Origin of the sequence: Halomonas huangheensis (genome assembly GCF_001431725.1) — a bacterium.
GTDB classification, from domain to species: domain Bacteria; phylum Pseudomonadota; class Gammaproteobacteria; order Pseudomonadales; family Halomonadaceae; genus Halomonas; species Halomonas huangheensis.
The window spans coordinates 2,835,604-2,851,754 of sequence record NZ_CP013106.1 but is presented as its reverse complement, the minus strand read 5'-3'; the positions used below and the strand labels follow the sequence as shown (position 1 = coordinate 2,851,754).

Annotated in this window: 14 protein-coding genes; all 14 read left to right on the top strand. The window is 59.2% G+C overall.

The annotated features are described in order from the left end of the window. Nucleotides 1-175: 175 nt before the first annotated feature. The 14 genes from hemA (at nucleotide 176) to AR456_RS12345 (ending at nucleotide 15,973) form a co-directional block, all read left to right on the top strand. On the top strand, nucleotides 176-1,441 hold the full coding sequence (hemA, locus tag AR456_RS12410; protein ID WP_021817053.1) for a glutamyl-tRNA reductase: 1,266 nt from the start codon (nucleotides 176-178) through the stop codon (nucleotides 1,439-1,441). A gap of 204 nt (nucleotides 1,442-1,645) precedes the next feature. Further along, entirely contained in the window at nucleotides 1,646-2,737 is a 1,092-nt protein-coding gene (gene prfA, locus AR456_RS12405) for a peptide chain release factor 1 (RefSeq protein WP_021817054.1), read from the top strand. Continuing rightward, entirely contained in the window at nucleotides 2,737-3,588 is an 852-nt protein-coding gene (prmC, locus tag AR456_RS12400; protein ID WP_021817055.1) for a peptide chain release factor N(5)-glutamine methyltransferase, read from the top strand. The genes prfA and prmC overlap by 1 nt, the downstream gene beginning before the upstream one ends. Before the next feature lie 159 nt (nucleotides 3,589-3,747). After that, entirely contained in the window at nucleotides 3,748-4,248 is a 501-nt protein-coding gene (locus tag AR456_RS12395; RefSeq protein WP_021817056.1) for an Lrp/AsnC ligand binding domain-containing protein, read from the top strand. 25 nt (nucleotides 4,249-4,273) lie between these two features. After that, entirely contained in the window at nucleotides 4,274-5,029 is a 756-nt protein-coding gene (locus tag AR456_RS12390) for a HesA/MoeB/ThiF family protein (RefSeq protein WP_021817057.1), read from the top strand. Further along, nucleotides 5,026-5,946 carry a LysR family transcriptional regulator gene (locus tag AR456_RS12385; protein WP_021817058.1) on the top strand — a complete coding sequence of 307 codons (921 nt, stop codon included), beginning with the start codon at nucleotides 5,026-5,028 and terminating at the stop codon, nucleotides 5,944-5,946. The genes AR456_RS12390 and AR456_RS12385 overlap by 4 nt, the downstream gene beginning before the upstream one ends. A 384-nt stretch (nucleotides 5,947-6,330) precedes the next feature. After that, a complete protein-coding gene (locus AR456_RS12380) occupies nucleotides 6,331-7,623 on the top strand; it encodes an NAD(P)/FAD-dependent oxidoreductase (protein ID WP_021817059.1) in 1,293 nt (430 codons plus the stop codon). A gap of 80 nt (nucleotides 7,624-7,703) precedes the next feature. Further along, nucleotides 7,704-8,843: an ABC transporter ATP-binding protein gene (locus tag AR456_RS12375; RefSeq protein WP_021817060.1), complete on the top strand. Its 1,140-nt coding sequence runs from the start codon at nucleotides 7,704-7,706 to the stop codon at nucleotides 8,841-8,843. Nucleotides 8,844-8,851: 8 nt separating this feature from the next. Beyond that, nucleotides 8,852-9,775, top strand: coding sequence for an ABC transporter permease (locus AR456_RS12370; RefSeq protein ID WP_021817061.1), 924 nt, complete (start codon nucleotides 8,852-8,854; stop codon nucleotides 9,773-9,775). Beyond that, nucleotides 9,772-10,566, top strand: coding sequence for an ABC transporter permease (locus AR456_RS12365; protein ID WP_021817062.1), 795 nt, complete (start codon nucleotides 9,772-9,774; stop codon nucleotides 10,564-10,566). The genes AR456_RS12370 and AR456_RS12365 overlap by 4 nt, the downstream gene beginning before the upstream one ends. A 122-nt stretch (nucleotides 10,567-10,688) precedes the next feature. Then, nucleotides 10,689-11,759, top strand: a complete 1,071-nt coding sequence (locus tag AR456_RS12360; RefSeq protein ID WP_021817063.1) for an ABC transporter substrate-binding protein — start codon at nucleotides 10,689-10,691, stop codon at nucleotides 11,757-11,759. A 129-nt stretch (nucleotides 11,760-11,888) separates the two neighbouring features. Beyond that, nucleotides 11,889-13,256 carry a glutamine synthetase family protein gene (locus AR456_RS12355; protein WP_021817064.1) on the top strand — a complete coding sequence of 456 codons (1,368 nt, stop codon included), beginning with the start codon at nucleotides 11,889-11,891 and terminating at the stop codon, nucleotides 13,254-13,256. A gap of 128 nt (nucleotides 13,257-13,384) precedes the next feature. Continuing rightward, the gene (locus tag AR456_RS12350) at nucleotides 13,385-14,476 is read left to right on the top strand and encodes a polyamine ABC transporter substrate-binding protein (protein ID WP_021817065.1); all 1,092 of its coding nucleotides are present in this window, start codon (nucleotides 13,385-13,387) and stop codon (nucleotides 14,474-14,476) included. Nucleotides 14,477-14,665: 189 nt separating this feature from the next. Continuing rightward, nucleotides 14,666-15,973, top strand: coding sequence for an NAD(P)/FAD-dependent oxidoreductase (locus AR456_RS12345; protein WP_021817066.1), 1,308 nt, complete (start codon nucleotides 14,666-14,668; stop codon nucleotides 15,971-15,973). Nucleotides 15,974-16,151 lie beyond the last annotated feature (178 nt).

The following is a 16,151-nucleotide window of genomic DNA, read 5'->3' as shown; positions in this document are numbered from 1 at the left end:
CCCGGGGGGAGTCGGAACCAGTGTCGCTATGTTAGAATGTGTGCCCTTGCGGTGCGGCATGTACTGGATACCCTAATGTATATGTACTGGATACCTTAATATAGAGGTATACGGATAGGTATACGATACGGATACGGGCGCCGCCCGGACACCATCAAGTGAAGACCTCAAACGCATGACCCTGCTCGCCCTAGGCATCAACCATCGCACCGCCGCCATCGAAGTCCGTGAAAGAGTGGCTTTCGGTCCGTCGCAGCTGACAACAGCGCTGACGGAGCTGCGTGCGTTGCCACGGGTGCGGGAAGCGGCGGTGCTGTCGACGTGCAATCGTACCGAACTGTATTGCATCACTGAAGCGGATGGCGAACAGGACGTACTGGATTGGTTGAGTCGCTTCCATGCGTTGCCCACCGAAGAGCTGACCCGCTGTGCCTACCATTATGTCGATGGTGACGCGGCACGCCATTTGATGCGGGTTGCTGTGGGGCTCGACTCCATGGTGCTCGGTGAGCCGCAGATTCTCGGTCAGCTCAAGGATGCCTATCAGGTGGCGCGTGAAGCGCAAGGCCTGGGGGGAGAGCTCGAGCGACTCTTTCAGCATACCTTTGCCGTCGCCAAGCAGGTCCGTACCGAGACGGGCATCGGTGAGAACCCGGTGTCTGTCGCCTACGCTGCGGTCAGTCTTGCCAGTCGTATCTTCGATGATCTATCCCGTGCGTCAGCACTGCTGATTGGCGCTGGCGAGACCATCGAGCTGGTAGCACGTCACCTGCATGAAGCCGGGGTGCGCAAGTTGAGCGTAGCCAACCGCACACGCGAGCGAGCCAGTCATCTGGCGGGGTCTCTGGGAGGAGTGGCGATTAGTCTGGACGAGATTCCCGAAGCCCTGGAGGGCGCGGACATCGTGATTTCCTCCACTGCTGCCCCCTTGCCGATCCTCGGCAAGGGCATGGTTGAACGCGCCTTGAAGCGCCGCCGCCATCGCCCTGTCTTCATGGTCGATATTGCGGTACCGCGCGATATCGAGCCTGAGGTTGGTGATCTCAGCGATATCTTCCTCTATACCGTCGATGACCTCCAGGAGGTCATCGAGGAGAATCGCCGTCATCGCCAGGTGGCTGCGGATCAGGCAGAAGCGCTGATCGAACACGGCGTCAACCATTGGCACCATGAACGCCGCATTCGCAGCGCTGGAGAGGTCATTCGTGACGTACGCTCCCATGGTGAGCGCCTGCGCGACGAAGCCCAACAGCAGGCACTGGAGCGACTCGCTCGCGGTGAGGATGCCGAGAAGGTCGTGCGTCGCCTGGCGCATCAGTTGACCAACCGCCTACTGCACCAACCTACACTGGCTCTGCGTAGCGCCGCCGCCGAGGAGCGCCAGGAACTGCTCGAAGCCGCATCGGAGCTGTTGCTCAGCGACGCCGAGCAGGGTCATTAGCGTCCGTCATCTCCTGTGAGCTCTCGCCTGAACCATGTTGTTGCGCTGATCCATGTTTTTCCCTCGTGCGCTCCTCCATGAACCACGGCTTGCTGCATCACGACTCCGCATGATCTGGCCCGTTCGGGCATCACTGTGCCGCATTTCGTGCCTTTCCCGGTTTTAAGTAATTGGCTCCAAGGAACTCATTTCAAGGAATTGTCGATGAAAGCTTCCCTGCGTCAGCGTCTCGATACTTTTGTCGAACGTTTCGAAGAACTCTCTGCACTGCTGTCGGAGCCCGATGTCATCTCCGATCAGCCGCGCTTCCGTGACTACTCACGCGAGTACGCCGAGCTTGAGTCGCTGGTCGAAACCTGGCGCGAATATCGGCGGGTCGAGGAGGATGTCGCCACTGCCGAGCAGATGGCCGACGACTCAGATGCAGAAATGCGAGAGTTGGCGCAACTCGAACGTGATGAGGGTATGGCACGGCTTGAGGAACTGGATGTTGAACTCAAGCGCTTGCTGGTGCCACGAGATCCCGACGATGGCCGCAGTGTCTTTCTCGAGGTTCGTGCCGGCACCGGTGGTGATGAGGCGGCGCTGTTCGCCGGTGACCTGTTTCGCATGTATTCACGCTATGCCGAGAACCAAGGCTGGAAGGTCGAGATTGTCAGTGCCAGCCATGGTGAGCAGGGTGGTTACAAGGAAGTGATTTCAAGGGTCAAGGGCGATGGTGTCTATGCACGCTTGAAGTTCGAGTCCGGCGCGCATCGGGTACAACGGGTGCCGGCCACTGAATCCCAGGGGCGCATTCACACGTCGGCCTGTACGGTGGCGATCATGCCTGAGGCCGATGAGGTCTCTGATGTCGATATCAATCCGGCAGACCTGCGCGTGGATACCTACCGTTCCAGTGGTGCCGGCGGGCAGCACGTCAACACCACTGACTCGGCGATTCGGATCACTCACCTGCCGACCGGCGTGGTGGTGGAGTGCCAGGAAGAGCGTAGTCAGCACAAGAATCGTGCCAAGGCCATGTCGCTGTTGGCCGCGCGTCTCAAGCAGGCCGCGTTGGATAGCCGCCAACAGGAGCAGGCCGATGCCCGCCGCTCGCTGGTGGGCTCGGGCGACCGCAGTGAGCGTATCCGCACTTACAATTTCCCTCAGGGGCGAGTTACCGATCACCGTATAAACCTGACACTCTACAAGCTCTCCGAAGTGATTACCGGCGATGGTCTTGATGAGGTCATCGAGCCATTGATTCATGAGTTTCAAGCCGAACAACTCGCGGCTCTGCAGCAGGATTCCTGATGCGTATCGACATGCTGGTGGCGCGAACGGCCTCACGCCTGCAGGAGGCGGGTTCTCCTACGCCGCGTCTCGATGCCGAAGTTCTCGCCATGCATGTGCTGCAGGTCGATCGCGCCTGGCTCTACACCTGGGGTGATCGACTCTGGGAGACGTGGCAGCGGGCGCGTTTCGAGGCGCTGGTGGCCGCGCGTTGTCAGGGAAAGCCAGTCGCTTACCTGACCGGGGAGCGTGAGTTCTGGGGGCTGGCGCTGGAAACCTCGCCCTGCACCTTGATTCCTCGCCCTGATACCGAAACCCTGGTCGAGGCGGCACTGACCAGCACGCAAGCCGAGTCGGGTGAGCTGCTGGATCTGGGCACCGGCACTGGTGCCATTGCGCTGGCATTTGCCTGTGAGCGGCCGCAGTGGCGGGTTACCGGAGTGGATGTTTCCGCGGAGGCGATTGCGTTGGCGAAGCGCAATGCCGTGCGACATAACCTCGAGGCTCGGTTTCTTGTCAGCGACTGGTTTGCCGCTGTGGACGGCCAACGCTTTGATTTGATCGTCTCCAACCCTCCCTATATCGATGCCGAGGATCCTCATCTGGTGCGGGGCGATGTCCGCCACGAGCCGAGAAGTGCACTGGTCGCCGCGGATCAAGGATTGAGCGATATCCGTCATATCGTTCGAGATGCCCGGTCGCACCTGCGCGAGGGAGGTTGGCTAATGATCGAGCATGGCTACGGCCAGGCTGAGGTTGTGCGCGGGATTCTGAATGAGCACGGGTATTACCAGGTGATCAGTATCAGCGATCTCGGAGGCAATGACCGGGTCAGCGTCGGTTGTACGGAAGCGAGAAACGTTGAAGCCTGACGCTGGTAGAGGTTCATACGGTATGCTACAGATTCAACATTAAAATAATGTGATAAAAACGGATTCACGCGAGAAATTACTGCTGCTGACAACTCCCTCAGCATTCGGCAATGACTCTCGCGACTTGTATCAGCGCTCCAGATGGGACTCAGGATTACAATGAAAAACCGCAATCGTTCTCTCGATCGTATTGATCTCAAGATTCTGCGCTGCCTGCAGGATAATGCCAGGGTTTCGTACGTTGACCTGGCGGCTCAGGTGGGATTGTCGACCACCCCCTGCCTCGAGCGCGTCAAGCGTCTCGAAAGGGCAGGCGTCATTCGGGGTTACAAGGCGGTACTCAACCCGCGCATGCTCAAGGCCAATCTGTTGGTGTTTGTCGAGATCAGTCTCGAAACGCAGTCCCCGGCTGTGTTTGATGAGTTTCGCCGTGCCGTTTCGAAGTTGCCCCAGATTCAGGAGTGTCACCTCGTATCCGGCCAATTCGATTACATCCTCAAGTGTCGCATTCCCGAAATGTCGGCCTATCGCCAGCTATTGGGTGATGTGGTGCTGACGCTCCCGGGGGTGAAGGAATCGAAAAGTTATGTGGTGATGGAGGAGGTCAAGGAAGACTTCACCCTCCATGTCCCGGATATCGATGAGTTTGACGACAAGTAATGAGTGAGGCGAGGACATCTTGACCATGGTCGATCGGGATCTGCTGCGCTACAGCCGGCAGATCATGCTCAATGAAGTGGATATCGAGGGCCAGCAGCGCCTGCTGGATGCTCATGCGTTGGTGATCGGTGCCGGCGGGCTCGGCTCTCCGGTGGCGTTGTACCTGGCGGCTGCCGGAGTGGGGCGCTTGACCATCGCCGATGATGACCTGGTGGAGATCTCCAACCTCCAGCGTCAAATTGCCCATGCCGAGGCGGACCTGGGTATCAACAAGGCCGATTCTGCATCAGCGTCCGCCCGGGCTCTCAATCCCGGCTGCCGAGTTACCGCCATCGATCATCGTCTACAGGCCGAGGAGCTGCGCGCTGTTGTCAGCCAGGCAGACGTAGTGCTGGATTGTACCGATCGCTTCTCCAGCCGCTATGCGATCAATCAGGCCTGCGTGTCGGCACGAGTGCCATTGGTGTCCGGTGCTGCCATCCGCTTTGGCGGTCAGTTGGCCGTCTTTGATTCACGCGACGCGGAGAGCCCCTGCTATGCGTGTCTGTATCCCCCTGACGATCAGGGCGATGAGGCATTGTCCTGTGCCGAGAGTGGCGTGATTGCACCGCTGGTCGGGGTCATCGGCAGCTTTCAGGCGCTGGAAGCGCTCAAGCTGCTCAGTGGCGCTGGTCGGCCGCATCAGGGCCTGTCGACCTTCGATGGCCTGGCTGGCGAATGGCGCCACTTCCGGGTGCCGAAAGACCCTGCCTGTACCGTCTGTGGTTGCAAGCGCTCATGAAACCGTCGCGCCCCCACCAGAGTCCGGTCACCGACTTCGATATTCGTCTGCTGCGAGTCTTCAAGGCGGTTGCTGAATGCGGTGGCTTCTCGGCCGCTGAAGGGGAACTGGGGATCAGCCGTTCGGCCATCAGTCTGCATATGGGCGATCTGGAGAAGCGACTGGGATTGAAGCTGTGTCGCCGTGGGCGCGGTGGTTTCGCCCTGACCGAGGAAGGCCGTGAGGTGCTGGAAGGCGCGCGGCGTTTACTGGCGGGACTGGAAGCCTTCCGCAGCGAGGTCAATGCGCTGCACCACAGCTTGCGCGGTGAGTTGAATATCGGCATTACCGACACCCTGGTAAGTTCTCCGGAGATGCGCATCACCCACGCCCTGGCAGATCTCAAGCAGCAGGGGCCCGATGTCCGCATCAACATGATGATGGAGCCACCGGGAGAGATCGCGCGAGCCGTGGTCGACGGGCGACTGCATGTTGGCGTGGTACCGGCTGTTAACCTGCCGGCCAGTGTCGAAACCCGCGATCTGTATGAGGAGATCTCGCGGCTCTATTGTGGATGTGAGCATCCTCTGTTCTCCGCCACGCAGGAGCCGAGCCTCGAGCAATTGGCGCACTGGGATGCAGTGGTGCCGTCCTACCCATTGTCGGAGGCAGGACGCGAGCAACATTCCTGGCTCAAGAGCAGTGCATCCGCTTCGGATCGTGAAGGTGCTGCATTCTTGATTCTTACCGGTGCTTATGTCGGCTACCTCCCGGACCATCAGGCACGTGCCTGGGTGGCGGAAGGGCGGTTGCGACCGCTCTGCGAGGAGAGCGGTTGGTATTCGACACCCTTTGTCGCCATCACCCGCCGTGATCGGCGTCCACACCGTGTGCTGGATGTCTTCCTCGACGCACTTGCCAGCGTTGATCTTCGTTGAACACGCCGATGATGCGTGAACGGTATTTCTGCAGCGGCATTTTGTACACCTGAAGTATAGGCTTCTGTCGAGTATTGCAGGTCGGTGATGCTGGTGTGATCACCAGGGAGGCTGCTGATGTGCTGTCGAGTCGGCGCCACCATCGTATTCGATAACCTGCGTAGCATTCCGGTTGTGGAGGGGCGCCGCTGCTGTGTGGCACCCGTAATTACAGGGACGAACAGGATAGTTATGGAATTGCTGTACTTCCGTTGAGCGAATGCTTGTTATTGAATTCTTGACATCATGCCGGGGCATGGTGCCACATTGGAGAGGTGATGCCGTATTTGGCACATGAGTCTCCAATAACGACAAAGCGCAGTGCGCAATCGAGACGGACTTTTTATGACAGTTTCTTCGTCGTCCGCGACCCCTGCTTCATGGTACCGCGACTCCATCGCGGTTGAGCTTGATCCCACCCCTCCCCTGGAAGGTGACGTACGCACCGATGTCTGTGTGATTGGCGCTGGTGTGACCGGCTGCTCCACTGCCCTGCATCTCGCCGAGCGTGGCTATCGAGTGGTATTGCTCGAGGCCCTGACTGTTGGTCATGGTGCGTCCGGCCGTAGCGGCGGGCAGATCCTGCCCGGTCTGGGAACCGATATCGGCACTGTCGAGAAGGCTCTAGGCCGCTCGGCCGCTCGCGACATCTGGGAAATGAGTCGCGAGGCAGTACGCCTTACCGCTGACCTGGTTGAACGCCACGAGATTCCCTGTGACCTCGCCTGGGGGTATCTGCATGCCGCCGTCAAACCTCGCCATGTGCATGAGCTCCGCCAATGGCAGGAGAGCATGGCTCGCGACTATGACTACACCAGCATGGAGTGGCGCGAAGGCGAGGAACTACGGCAGCACGTAGTGACCGATGCCTACCCGGCAGCCCTCTGGGAGAGTGAAGGTGGTCATCTGCATCCTCTCAATTACACCCTGGGGCTGGCGCGTGCCGCTCAACGGGCCGGTGTCAGCCTGCATCAGTACAGCCCTGTGGTCGATATCGACTACAGCGACCCGGCAACGGTGACCACCGAACGCGGTCGGGTCATTGCCGATCATGTGGTACTGGCCACCAATGCCTACGGCGACCGGCTGGTACCGAAAATGAGTGGCCGTATCATGCGTGCCGCCAACTACATGATCGCCACCGAGCCAATGAGTGAAGCCCAGGCCAGTCAGGTGCTACCACGCAATGATGCCCTGTCGGATGCCAACTTTGTCCTCGACTACTATCGTCTCTCTGCGGATCGACGCCTGATATACGGCGGTCAGGTCAGTTACGACGGTAATCCGCCTCGCGACCTGGATCAGCGGATAGATGGCAAGATTCGTCGGTTGTTCCCGGTCCTCGACGATATCGATATCCAGTATCGCTGGGGGGGAGACGTGGCGATCACCCTGAACCGTGCTCCCGACTTCGGTCGTCTGGCGCCCAATATCTATTATGCGCAGGGGTATTCCGGTCACGGCATGGCACTCGCCGGCATGGCCGGCAAGCTGTTGGCGGAAACCATCAGTGGACAGAGTGAGCGCTTCGATATCTTCGCTGCCATGCCGCACCGGACCTTCCCCGGTGGGCGTTGGCTACGAACCCCATTGCTGGTACTGGCGACTACCTTCTACAAGCTTCGTGACCGCCTGTGACGAGTTTCGAGAACAACGAAACAGGAGCTGCGGTGAACGACAGGAACTGTGGTGGGTTACAACGACAAGAGGACCTTTCCATGACCGATATCACGAATGCTGCCGATGCCCCCGGGCATGTGGGTGACGCGACCCCCTCGCGCGAGGATGCCGAGGCGGAGAGTCGTCAGCAGCGCGGTGCTTCATCGATCACCATGAGTGGACTGCACAAGCGCTTCGGGCGTGATGCGGTGGCGCTGGATGGCGTGGACTTGACCATCGAAGCCGGGGAGTTCTTTACCCTGCTCGGGCCTTCCGGCTGTGGCAAGACAACACTGTTGCGGATTCTGGCGGGTCTCGAAGAGGCCGATGAAGGACAACTGAATATCGGTGGCAAGGATGTCACCGATGTGGCGCCACACCACCGTAGCGTCAACACGGTGTTCCAGTCCTATGCACTCTTCCCGCATCTCTCGGTGCGTGAGAATCTCGCCTTCGGCCTCAAGATGAAAGGAATGCCGGCAGCAGAGCGCGAGCGGAAGGTCGCCGAAATCGCGCAGTTCATCAAGCTTGGCGATCTCATCGATCGGCGTATCGATCAGCTCTCGGGAGGGCAGCGTCAGCGTATTGCCCTGGCACGAGCGTTGGTCTGCGAGCCGGATGTATTGCTGCTTGATGAACCGCTATCGGCGCTGGATGCGGGGCTTCGCAGTCAATTGCAGGTTGAGCTGCTGCGGGTCCAGAAGCGTCTCGGCATGACCTTCGTATTCGTGACTCACGATCAGGACGAGGCCATGGTCATGTCCGACCGTATCGCGGTGCTCAATGGCGGCAAGATCCAGCAGGTTGGGGCGCCGCGCGAAGTCTATGAGCACCCGGCCAATGCCTTTGTGGCACGCTTCATGGGGCATGGCAATCTGTACTCGGTGACCGCACGCAGTGGCAACCAACTGACCACCGAGCTTGGAGAGTTGGAAGTGGAACAGGACGCCGGTGGTGCTCTGGTGCTGATTCGCCCGGAGACGCTGGATCTCAAGCTCGGCCATGTCGAGGGGCGTAACCATCTCCATGGCCGCATTAGCGAGCGGCTCTACCGGGGTAGTCATGCGGAGTTTCGCCTCGAACTGGCCGGCACCAGCCTGCAGGCTGTGGTCAACAACCGCGGCAAGCATATGCCGGATGTTGGCGATGAAGTGACGGTAGTGGTAGCGCCGGAAGATCTTGTGACGCTCAGCGAGTGAGGTGCGACATGTCGAATAGCAATACTCTTGCCGTCGGTCGCAGCCAGGCCATGGTGCGCGAAGCACGCCACCTGCTGTTTACCGTCACTCCGGGGGCCGCCTGGATCGTGTTGTTTCTGGTGTTGCCCAGCGTCTACCTGATGGCCGTGGCCTTCATGACCAACGGTCCCTATGGCCTGCCGCAGATGCCGCTGTCACTGGAATCCTTCAAGCAACTGGCGGGGTTTGGTTTCCTCGGTTGGAGTCCAGGCAATATCTACACATTGCTGCGCTCACTGTGGCAGACCTTTCTCGCCACCGCGCTGGTGGTGATCGTGGCTTATCCCATCGCCTATTACATCAGCACCTGCCGCGACAAATGGCGTCCGCTGATGTTGCTCGCGGTGGTGGTACCTTCCTGGACCAATCAGGTGATTCGCGCCTTCGGCTGGATGAACCTGCTGGCGCCGGGGACACCATTGTCGGGTTTCGCCGAGATGCTGGGCATGATCCCTCCCAACATGGGGCTGTACCCTTCGAATTTTGCCGTGACCCTCGGGTTGGCCTACAACTTCCTGCCGTTCATGGTGCTGCCGCTTTACGCTGCCTTCGAAAAGCTGGATACCGCTCAGGTTGAGGCCGCCCAGGACCTCTATGCCTCACCGATAAAGGCCTTCTGGCACGCTGTTTTCCCGCAGACGTTACCGGGTCTGCTGGCGGGGGTTGTGCTGGTCGCGATTCCGGCATTCGGTATGTATGTCATCCCTGAGCTGTTGGGCGGTGGTAAAGGACTGATGCTGGGCAACCTGGTCGCTACCCAATTCTCCGGTGGTTCCAACTGGCCGCTGGGCGCAGCGGGCGCCATTCTGATGTTGATCGCGACTTTTATCGGGTTGTTTGCCATGCGTCGCATCGGTAAACGCCTGGGTGGCGGCGAGGAGGTGGTGATATGAACAAGCGTGCAATGCGTCGCGGCCTGACGGGCTTCTGGTGGTTGACGGTAGTGTTCCTCTATCTGCCGCTCGCGGTGGTGGTGCTGTTCTCCTTCAATGCTTCCAATAGTGCCGCAAGGATCACGGGCTTCTCGTTGCGCTGGTATCACCAGCTGCTGGGCAACGAGCAGATCATGTCTGCCTTCAGCAATACGCTGATTCTGGCGGTGATTTCATCACTGATCGCGTTGGTGATCGGCTGCATGATCGGCTACGGCATGTATCGTCACCGGCACCGCAAGCTGGGGTGGTTGATCATCCTGATCTATCTGCCGATCGTGCTGCCTGACATCGTATTCGGTATCTCGGAAATGGCCTTTTTTGTCCAGTTCCATCGCCTGACCGGAATGCTGCAGCCGGGGCTGACGACGATGATCATCGCCCACGTGACCTTCCAGATTCCCTTCGTGGCGCTGATTATCTACTCGCGCTTTGTCGGCCTGGATCCCTCGCTGTTTGAAGCGGCCAAGGATCTGTATGCCTCTCCGGTCAAGAGGGTCGTGCACTTCATGCTGCCGACCATCAAGCCGGCCTTGATCTCGGCATTCTTCCTGTCCTTTACCCTGTCGGTGGATGACTTCGTCATCAGCTTCTTCACCTCGGGACCGGAAAGTGCCACCTTGCCCATCTATATCTGGGGCGCGATCAAGAAGGGTATCTCGCCGGAGATCAATGCCATTGCCACACTGATGATCAGTGCCGTGGCGCTGGCGGCGGTGTTCAGCCTCATGTTCAACCGTCGCCGTGCCTGAACGCATGAAAATCCACCAGGGGACACGGCATGGCAGGAACGGAACTCAGCAGGAACAGAACTCAGCACGAACGCAACTCAGCAAGAATGCAACGCGGTACGAACACAACAAGGAGAACCATCATGAGCCTCAACAAGACACGAGCTGCACTGGCAATTTCGCTCGGCAGCATGCTGCTGGCCGGCGGTGCGCAGGCTGAAGAGGGCAAGCTGTACCTGTTCAACTGGACCCAGTACATGGATCCCGAGATTATCGAGGCCTTCGAGGAGAAGTTCGGTGTGGAAGTGGTGCAGAACTACTTCAACTCCAACCCCGAGCTGGTCTCGAAGCTCAATGCCGGTGGCACGTCGCAATACGACATCATCGTGCCGTCCAACTACTACATTCCGCGCCTGATCGAGACCGGGCTGGTGCAGAAGCTGGATCCGTCGAAACTGCCCAACCTGGAAAATGTCATGGAGCAGTTCCGCGACCCGTCCTACGACCCCGGCTCCGAGTATTCGGCGCCCTATCAGTGGGGCGTGACCGGCATGGTCTACAACACCGAAACCTTCCCGGATGCGGCCAACAGCTGGTCACTGCTGTTCGATCCTGACATCAATGTCGATTACCCGTTCTCGCTGATTCAGGACGGCCAGGTAGCAGTAGGCGCCGCCTGTGCCTCACTGGGAGCGGGCTATGAGTGTGGCGATATTGAATCCTTGAAGAATGCTGCGCACCTGCTGATCGAAACCAAGAACCGCGACAACTTCTCCGGCTTCGCCGATGGCACCCCGACCTTGCAGCAGCTGGCTCGTGGTGTCGTGCATGCGGGGATGTCGTTCAACGGGGATTACCTGTTCTACAAGGAAGAAGACCCTGAGGCATTTGCCAACCTGACCTTCGCGATTCCTGATGAAGGTGCAGAGATGTGGGTCGACTCGATGATGATTCCGGCCGACGCACCCAACCCTGATCTGGCCCATAAGTTCATCAACTTCATTCTTGATGCCGAGGTCGGCGCCCAGTTGTCGAACTACAACTATTACGCCAGCCCCAATGAGGCTGCGCGCCCTTATCTCGATGAAGTGTTGACGGAGTCTCCGACTCAGCCCACCGAAGAGGAGATGCAGCGCCTGCATTTCACGCCAAGCCTCAAGGGCGAAGCACTGCAGACCTTCCAACAGCTCTGGTCAGAGGTAAAGGCTCGGTAAGGGACCAGGTGTGGTGTTTCGCAAGTCGGTCACGCCCGCTTGCGACGCATCACACTGGAGCCCCGGTGTTCGGCATTTTGCACCGGGGCTCGGTTACCGAGCAGTTCATTCACCATACGGAAAACTCACATGAGTAACCGCCAGGAAACACCAGCACTCAACGACTGGTTTACACAAAACGGCATTACCGAGGTCGAGAGTCTCGTCACGGATCTCACTGGTATCCTCAAGGGCAAGATCATGCCTGCGGGCAAGTACCTCAACGGCGGGCGTCCTCGGCTCCCGGACTCGATCTTCATCCAGACCGTGACCGGGGGCTACCCCGATGATGAAGACATCCGCTTCTGGAACCCCGCTGAGCGGGATATGGAACTGGTGCCTGACCCCAATGCCGTGTACCTGGTCCCCTGGGCTGAAGATCCCACCGCCCAGATCATTCATGACTGTTACTACCTGACCGGCGAGCCGGTCGATCTGTCGCCGCGCCACGTACTCAAGCGCGTCCTCGATCTTTATGCTGCTCGTGGCTGGAAGCCGGTAGTCGCGCCGGAGGTCGAGTTCTATCTGGTCAAGACCAATACCGATTCGGATTATCCGCTCGAGCCGCCCATCGGTCGCACAGGGCGGCAAGAAAGCAGTCGGCAGTCGTTTTCCATCGATGCGGTCAATGAATTTGATCCGTTGTTCGAGGAGATGTACGACTACTGCGAGGCGATGAACCTTGATCTGGATACCCTGATCCATGAAGAAGGCGCCGGGCAGATGGAAGTCAACTTCCAGCACGGCGACCCGGTGATGCTTGCCGACCAGGTAGTGATGTTCAAACGCGTGCTGCGTGAGACGGCACTGCGTCACGGCATGTACGCCACCTTCATGGCCAAGCCGATGGCGACCGAGCCCGGCAGCTCCATGCATATTCACCAGAGCCTGGTCGATCCTGATAGCGGCGATAATCTGTTTGCCGGTGAAGATGGTCAGCCCAGCCGCTTGTTCCATCATTTCATTGGTGGCTTGCAGCGTTACCTTCCGGCAGCACTGCCGCTGCTGGCGCCCAACGTCAATTCCTACCGCAGACTGATGCGCAGCGACCACAGCGGCTCAGCGCCGGTGAACGTCGAATGGGGCATGGACAATCGTACGGTGGGTTTGAGGGTGCCGGTATCATCGCCGTCGGCAACTCGAGTCGAGAACCGACTCGCGGGAGCCGATGCCAACCCCTATCTGGTCATGGCGGCCTCGTTGGCATGCGGCTATCTCGGTATGTTGGGGCAGATCGAAGCGCGCCCACCGATGGTTGGGTCCGCCTGGGCCGGCGGCAGCAAACTGGCGGATGACATTGGCCCGGCACTGGATATGTTGCGTGAATGCTCGGAGCTGGCCGGGATTCTCGGCGAGCGCTTTACCAACAGCTATCTGGCGGTCAAGCGTGCCGAGCACCGCGCCTACTTCCAGGTGATCAGTTCCTGGGAGCGGGAGCACCTGTTGCTGCGAGTGTAGGCTCGACTACGCTCCCCGGCAGGTTCGGTGTAGTGATATTGCAGGTGTTTCACAGGACCGGGGATAGCCCGGTCCTGTGCTATCAGGCATGTGCTGTCAGTCATGTACTACCGGCGAGGAGAACAACAATGAAGACAATGCACAGCAGCTGGATCATCGGGCGTGGGCTTGGGGCCGGATTGCTACTGGCGGGCGTGGCTATGTCCGTCAATGCTCAGGAAACCCAGCTCAACCTGTTCAACTGGACCGACTACATGGACCCCGAAATCATCGAGGATTTCGAGGCCGAGTCGGGGATTGAAGTCGTGCAGAACTACTTCAACTCCAATTCCGAATTGATGGCCAAACTCACCGCCGGCGGCGATGCCCAGTACGATATCGTGATGCCATCCGATTACATGGTGCCACGTCTGGTCGGTGCGGAATTGTTGCAGCCGTTGTCTGATGATGGCGATAGCCTGGAGGGGGTGGATAACATCCTCGAGGACTTCCGCTCACCGGACTACGATCGCGAAAACCGCTACACCGTGCCTTACCAGTGGGGTGTCACCGGTATCGTCTACAACACCGAGACCTTCCCTGAGCCTGATCCCAGTTGGGGCCTGCTGTACGACTCTGAGGTCAATGGTGAGTATCCGTTTGCCATGCTGAAGGGGGACGGTCAGTTCAATTTCGGCACCATTTGCGCCTGGTTGGGCAAGGGGTTCGATTGCGTGGGCCAGCAGCCGTGGGTCGAGGCGGCCAAGGTTGTGGTTGAGACACGTCAGCGTCCCAACTTCGTGGGCTTTGTGGATGCGCTCGCCGCGATCGATCAGGTGTCCAGTGGTGTGATTCATGCCGGGGTGGCCTACAACGGAGATGTCGCCGGCAAGAAAGCCGCAGACCCCGAGCTTTATGCCAATGTCGGCTTCTTCGTGCCGCAGGAAGGCTCGCAGCGTTGGGTGGACGTGATGGCGATACCGGCGCGTGCACCGCACCCAGAAGCAGCACGGGCCTTCATCGAGTACATGTTGCGCCCGGAGGTGGCCGCCAAACTGTCGAACTACAACATGTATACCTCACCCAATGGTGCCGCTCAGTCGATGCTGGATGCTGCCCTGCGTGAGCCGCCGGTGATGCCGGATGATGAGACGCGTGCACGACTTTCCTTGACGCCCAGTGTTGATGGCGAGCAGCTCGAGTTGTTGCAGCAGTTGTGGTCGGAAGCACGTTCACGCTGATTTATGGATGACGCGGAACTGAGCGGAAATGAGTGGAACAAGGCGACAAGGCATTGAGGCCGCAGGATTCCTGCGGCTTCTTGTTTCTGTGGGTGGTGATTATATGCTATCGAAAGGGTTGGAATTGGGCTGAATGGCTCATAGAATGACGTCATGTGTTAAATAAAATAACCACTTTCGGAGTTAGCCATGTCTGCGACGTCGAAGCATTCCGCGTCTGCTACCGAGCACGCCGGGTCCTGGTACGCGGCCTCAGCCAATCCATCACCGGAGCGCCCCGCCCTGGCAGGGGATGTCACTTGTGATGTCTGCGTTGTCGGTGCCGGTTTCACCGGAATTTCTTCGGCGCTGCATCTGGCCGAGAAGGGCCTCAAGGTCGTGGTGCTGGAAGCCGCTCGTGTCGGTTACGGTGCCTCCGGTCGCAACGGTGGCCAGATCGTCAACAGCTACAGCCGCGATATGGATGTCATCGAGGACAAGTACGGTGATGAGACCGCTCGTGCCTTGGGCGATATGGCGTTCGAGGGCAATCGTATCATCCGAGAGCGCATTGCCGGTTACGGTATCGATTGCGATCTGCGCGAAAAGAACCTGTTCGCTGCCTGCAACGCCCGGCAACTCCAGGGCCTCAAGGAGCACAAGCAACTCTGGGAGCGCTACGGCAACGATCAGTTGGAACTGCTGGAGGGCGAGGCCTACAAGCGGGAAGTCACCAGCGACCGTTATACCGGGGTGTTGGTCGATCACTCCGGCGGCCATATTCACCCGCTGAACCTGGTGCTGGGGCAGGCGGCGGCGCTGGAATCCCTCGGCGGAGTGATCTACGAGCAGAGTCCGGTGATCAAGCTTGAGCACGGCCAGCCGGTGACGCTGAGAACCCGAGGTGGTTCGATCAAGGCCGAGCGAGTGGTGCTGGCGGGTAATGCCTACATGAGTGGAGTGATGCCTGAGCTGGAGAATAAATCCATGCCCTGCGGCACTCAGATCATTACCACCGAGCCACTGGGTGAGGATCTGGCCCATGCGCTGTTGCCCAACAATATTGCCGTCGAGGACTGCAATTACCTGCTCGATTATTACCGCCTGACCCGTGACAACCGCTTGATCTACGGCGGCGGCGTCAATTATGGCGGCGAAGACCCGGCGGATATCGAAGCGGTGATTCGTCCCAAGATGCTCAAGACCTTCCCGCAGCTGCGTGACACCAAGGTCGACTACGCCTGGAGCGGGACCTTCCTGATGACCCTTAATCGTCTACCGCAATTCGGGGTGATCAACGACAACGTCTACTACGCCCAGGGCTACTCCGGCCATGGTGTGACCTGCACCCACCTGGCTGGACGCCTGATCAGTGAAGTCATGACCGGGCGCGACGAACGCTTCGACGCCTTCGCCGGACTGCCGCACCTGCCGTTCCCCGGTGGACGCATGCTGCGAGTGCCATTGTCAGCGTTGGGTGCGTGGTACTACGAAACACGCGACAAGCTGGGGGTCTAAGCGACGAGCGACGAGCGACGAGCGACGAGCGACGAGCTACGGGCAGCGCAGTGCCGCTTCGCTGTGATTTGTCTGTGGCCCATCGGATATCCACCAGCGGGGTGACTTACAGCTTGTTTAGCTTTCTGCTGTAATTGCTCGCAGCTCGTTGCTCGCCCCCTGTCGCGGCTTGGCTGCA

Coding starts and splice junctions, on each gene's coding strand:
- AR456_RS12375 (WP_021817060.1), top strand. CDS start 7,704: ATGACCGATATCACGAATGCTGCCGATGCCCCCGGGCATGTGGGTGAC.
- AR456_RS12355 (WP_021817064.1), top strand. CDS start 11,889: ATGAGTAACCGCCAGGAAACACCAGCACTCAACGACTGGTTTACACAA.
- AR456_RS12350 (WP_021817065.1), top strand. CDS start 13,385: ATGAAGACAATGCACAGCAGCTGGATCATCGGGCGTGGGCTTGGGGCC.
- AR456_RS12365 (WP_021817062.1), top strand. CDS start 9,772: ATGAACAAGCGTGCAATGCGTCGCGGCCTGACGGGCTTCTGGTGGTTG.
- AR456_RS12345 (WP_021817066.1), top strand. CDS start 14,666: ATGTCTGCGACGTCGAAGCATTCCGCGTCTGCTACCGAGCACGCCGGG.
- prmC (WP_021817055.1), top strand. CDS start 2,737: ATGCGTATCGACATGCTGGTGGCGCGAACGGCCTCACGCCTGCAGGAG.
- prfA (WP_021817054.1), top strand. CDS start 1,646: ATGAAAGCTTCCCTGCGTCAGCGTCTCGATACTTTTGTCGAACGTTTC.
- AR456_RS12370 (WP_021817061.1), top strand. CDS start 8,852: ATGTCGAATAGCAATACTCTTGCCGTCGGTCGCAGCCAGGCCATGGTG.
- AR456_RS12385 (WP_021817058.1), top strand. CDS start 5,026: ATGAAACCGTCGCGCCCCCACCAGAGTCCGGTCACCGACTTCGATATT.
- AR456_RS12360 (WP_021817063.1), top strand. CDS start 10,689: ATGAGCCTCAACAAGACACGAGCTGCACTGGCAATTTCGCTCGGCAGC.
- hemA (WP_021817053.1), top strand. CDS start 176: ATGACCCTGCTCGCCCTAGGCATCAACCATCGCACCGCCGCCATCGAA.
- AR456_RS12380 (WP_021817059.1), top strand. CDS start 6,331: ATGACAGTTTCTTCGTCGTCCGCGACCCCTGCTTCATGGTACCGCGAC.
- AR456_RS12390 (WP_021817057.1), top strand. CDS start 4,274: ATGGTCGATCGGGATCTGCTGCGCTACAGCCGGCAGATCATGCTCAAT.
- AR456_RS12395 (WP_021817056.1), top strand. CDS start 3,748: ATGAAAAACCGCAATCGTTCTCTCGATCGTATTGATCTCAAGATTCTG.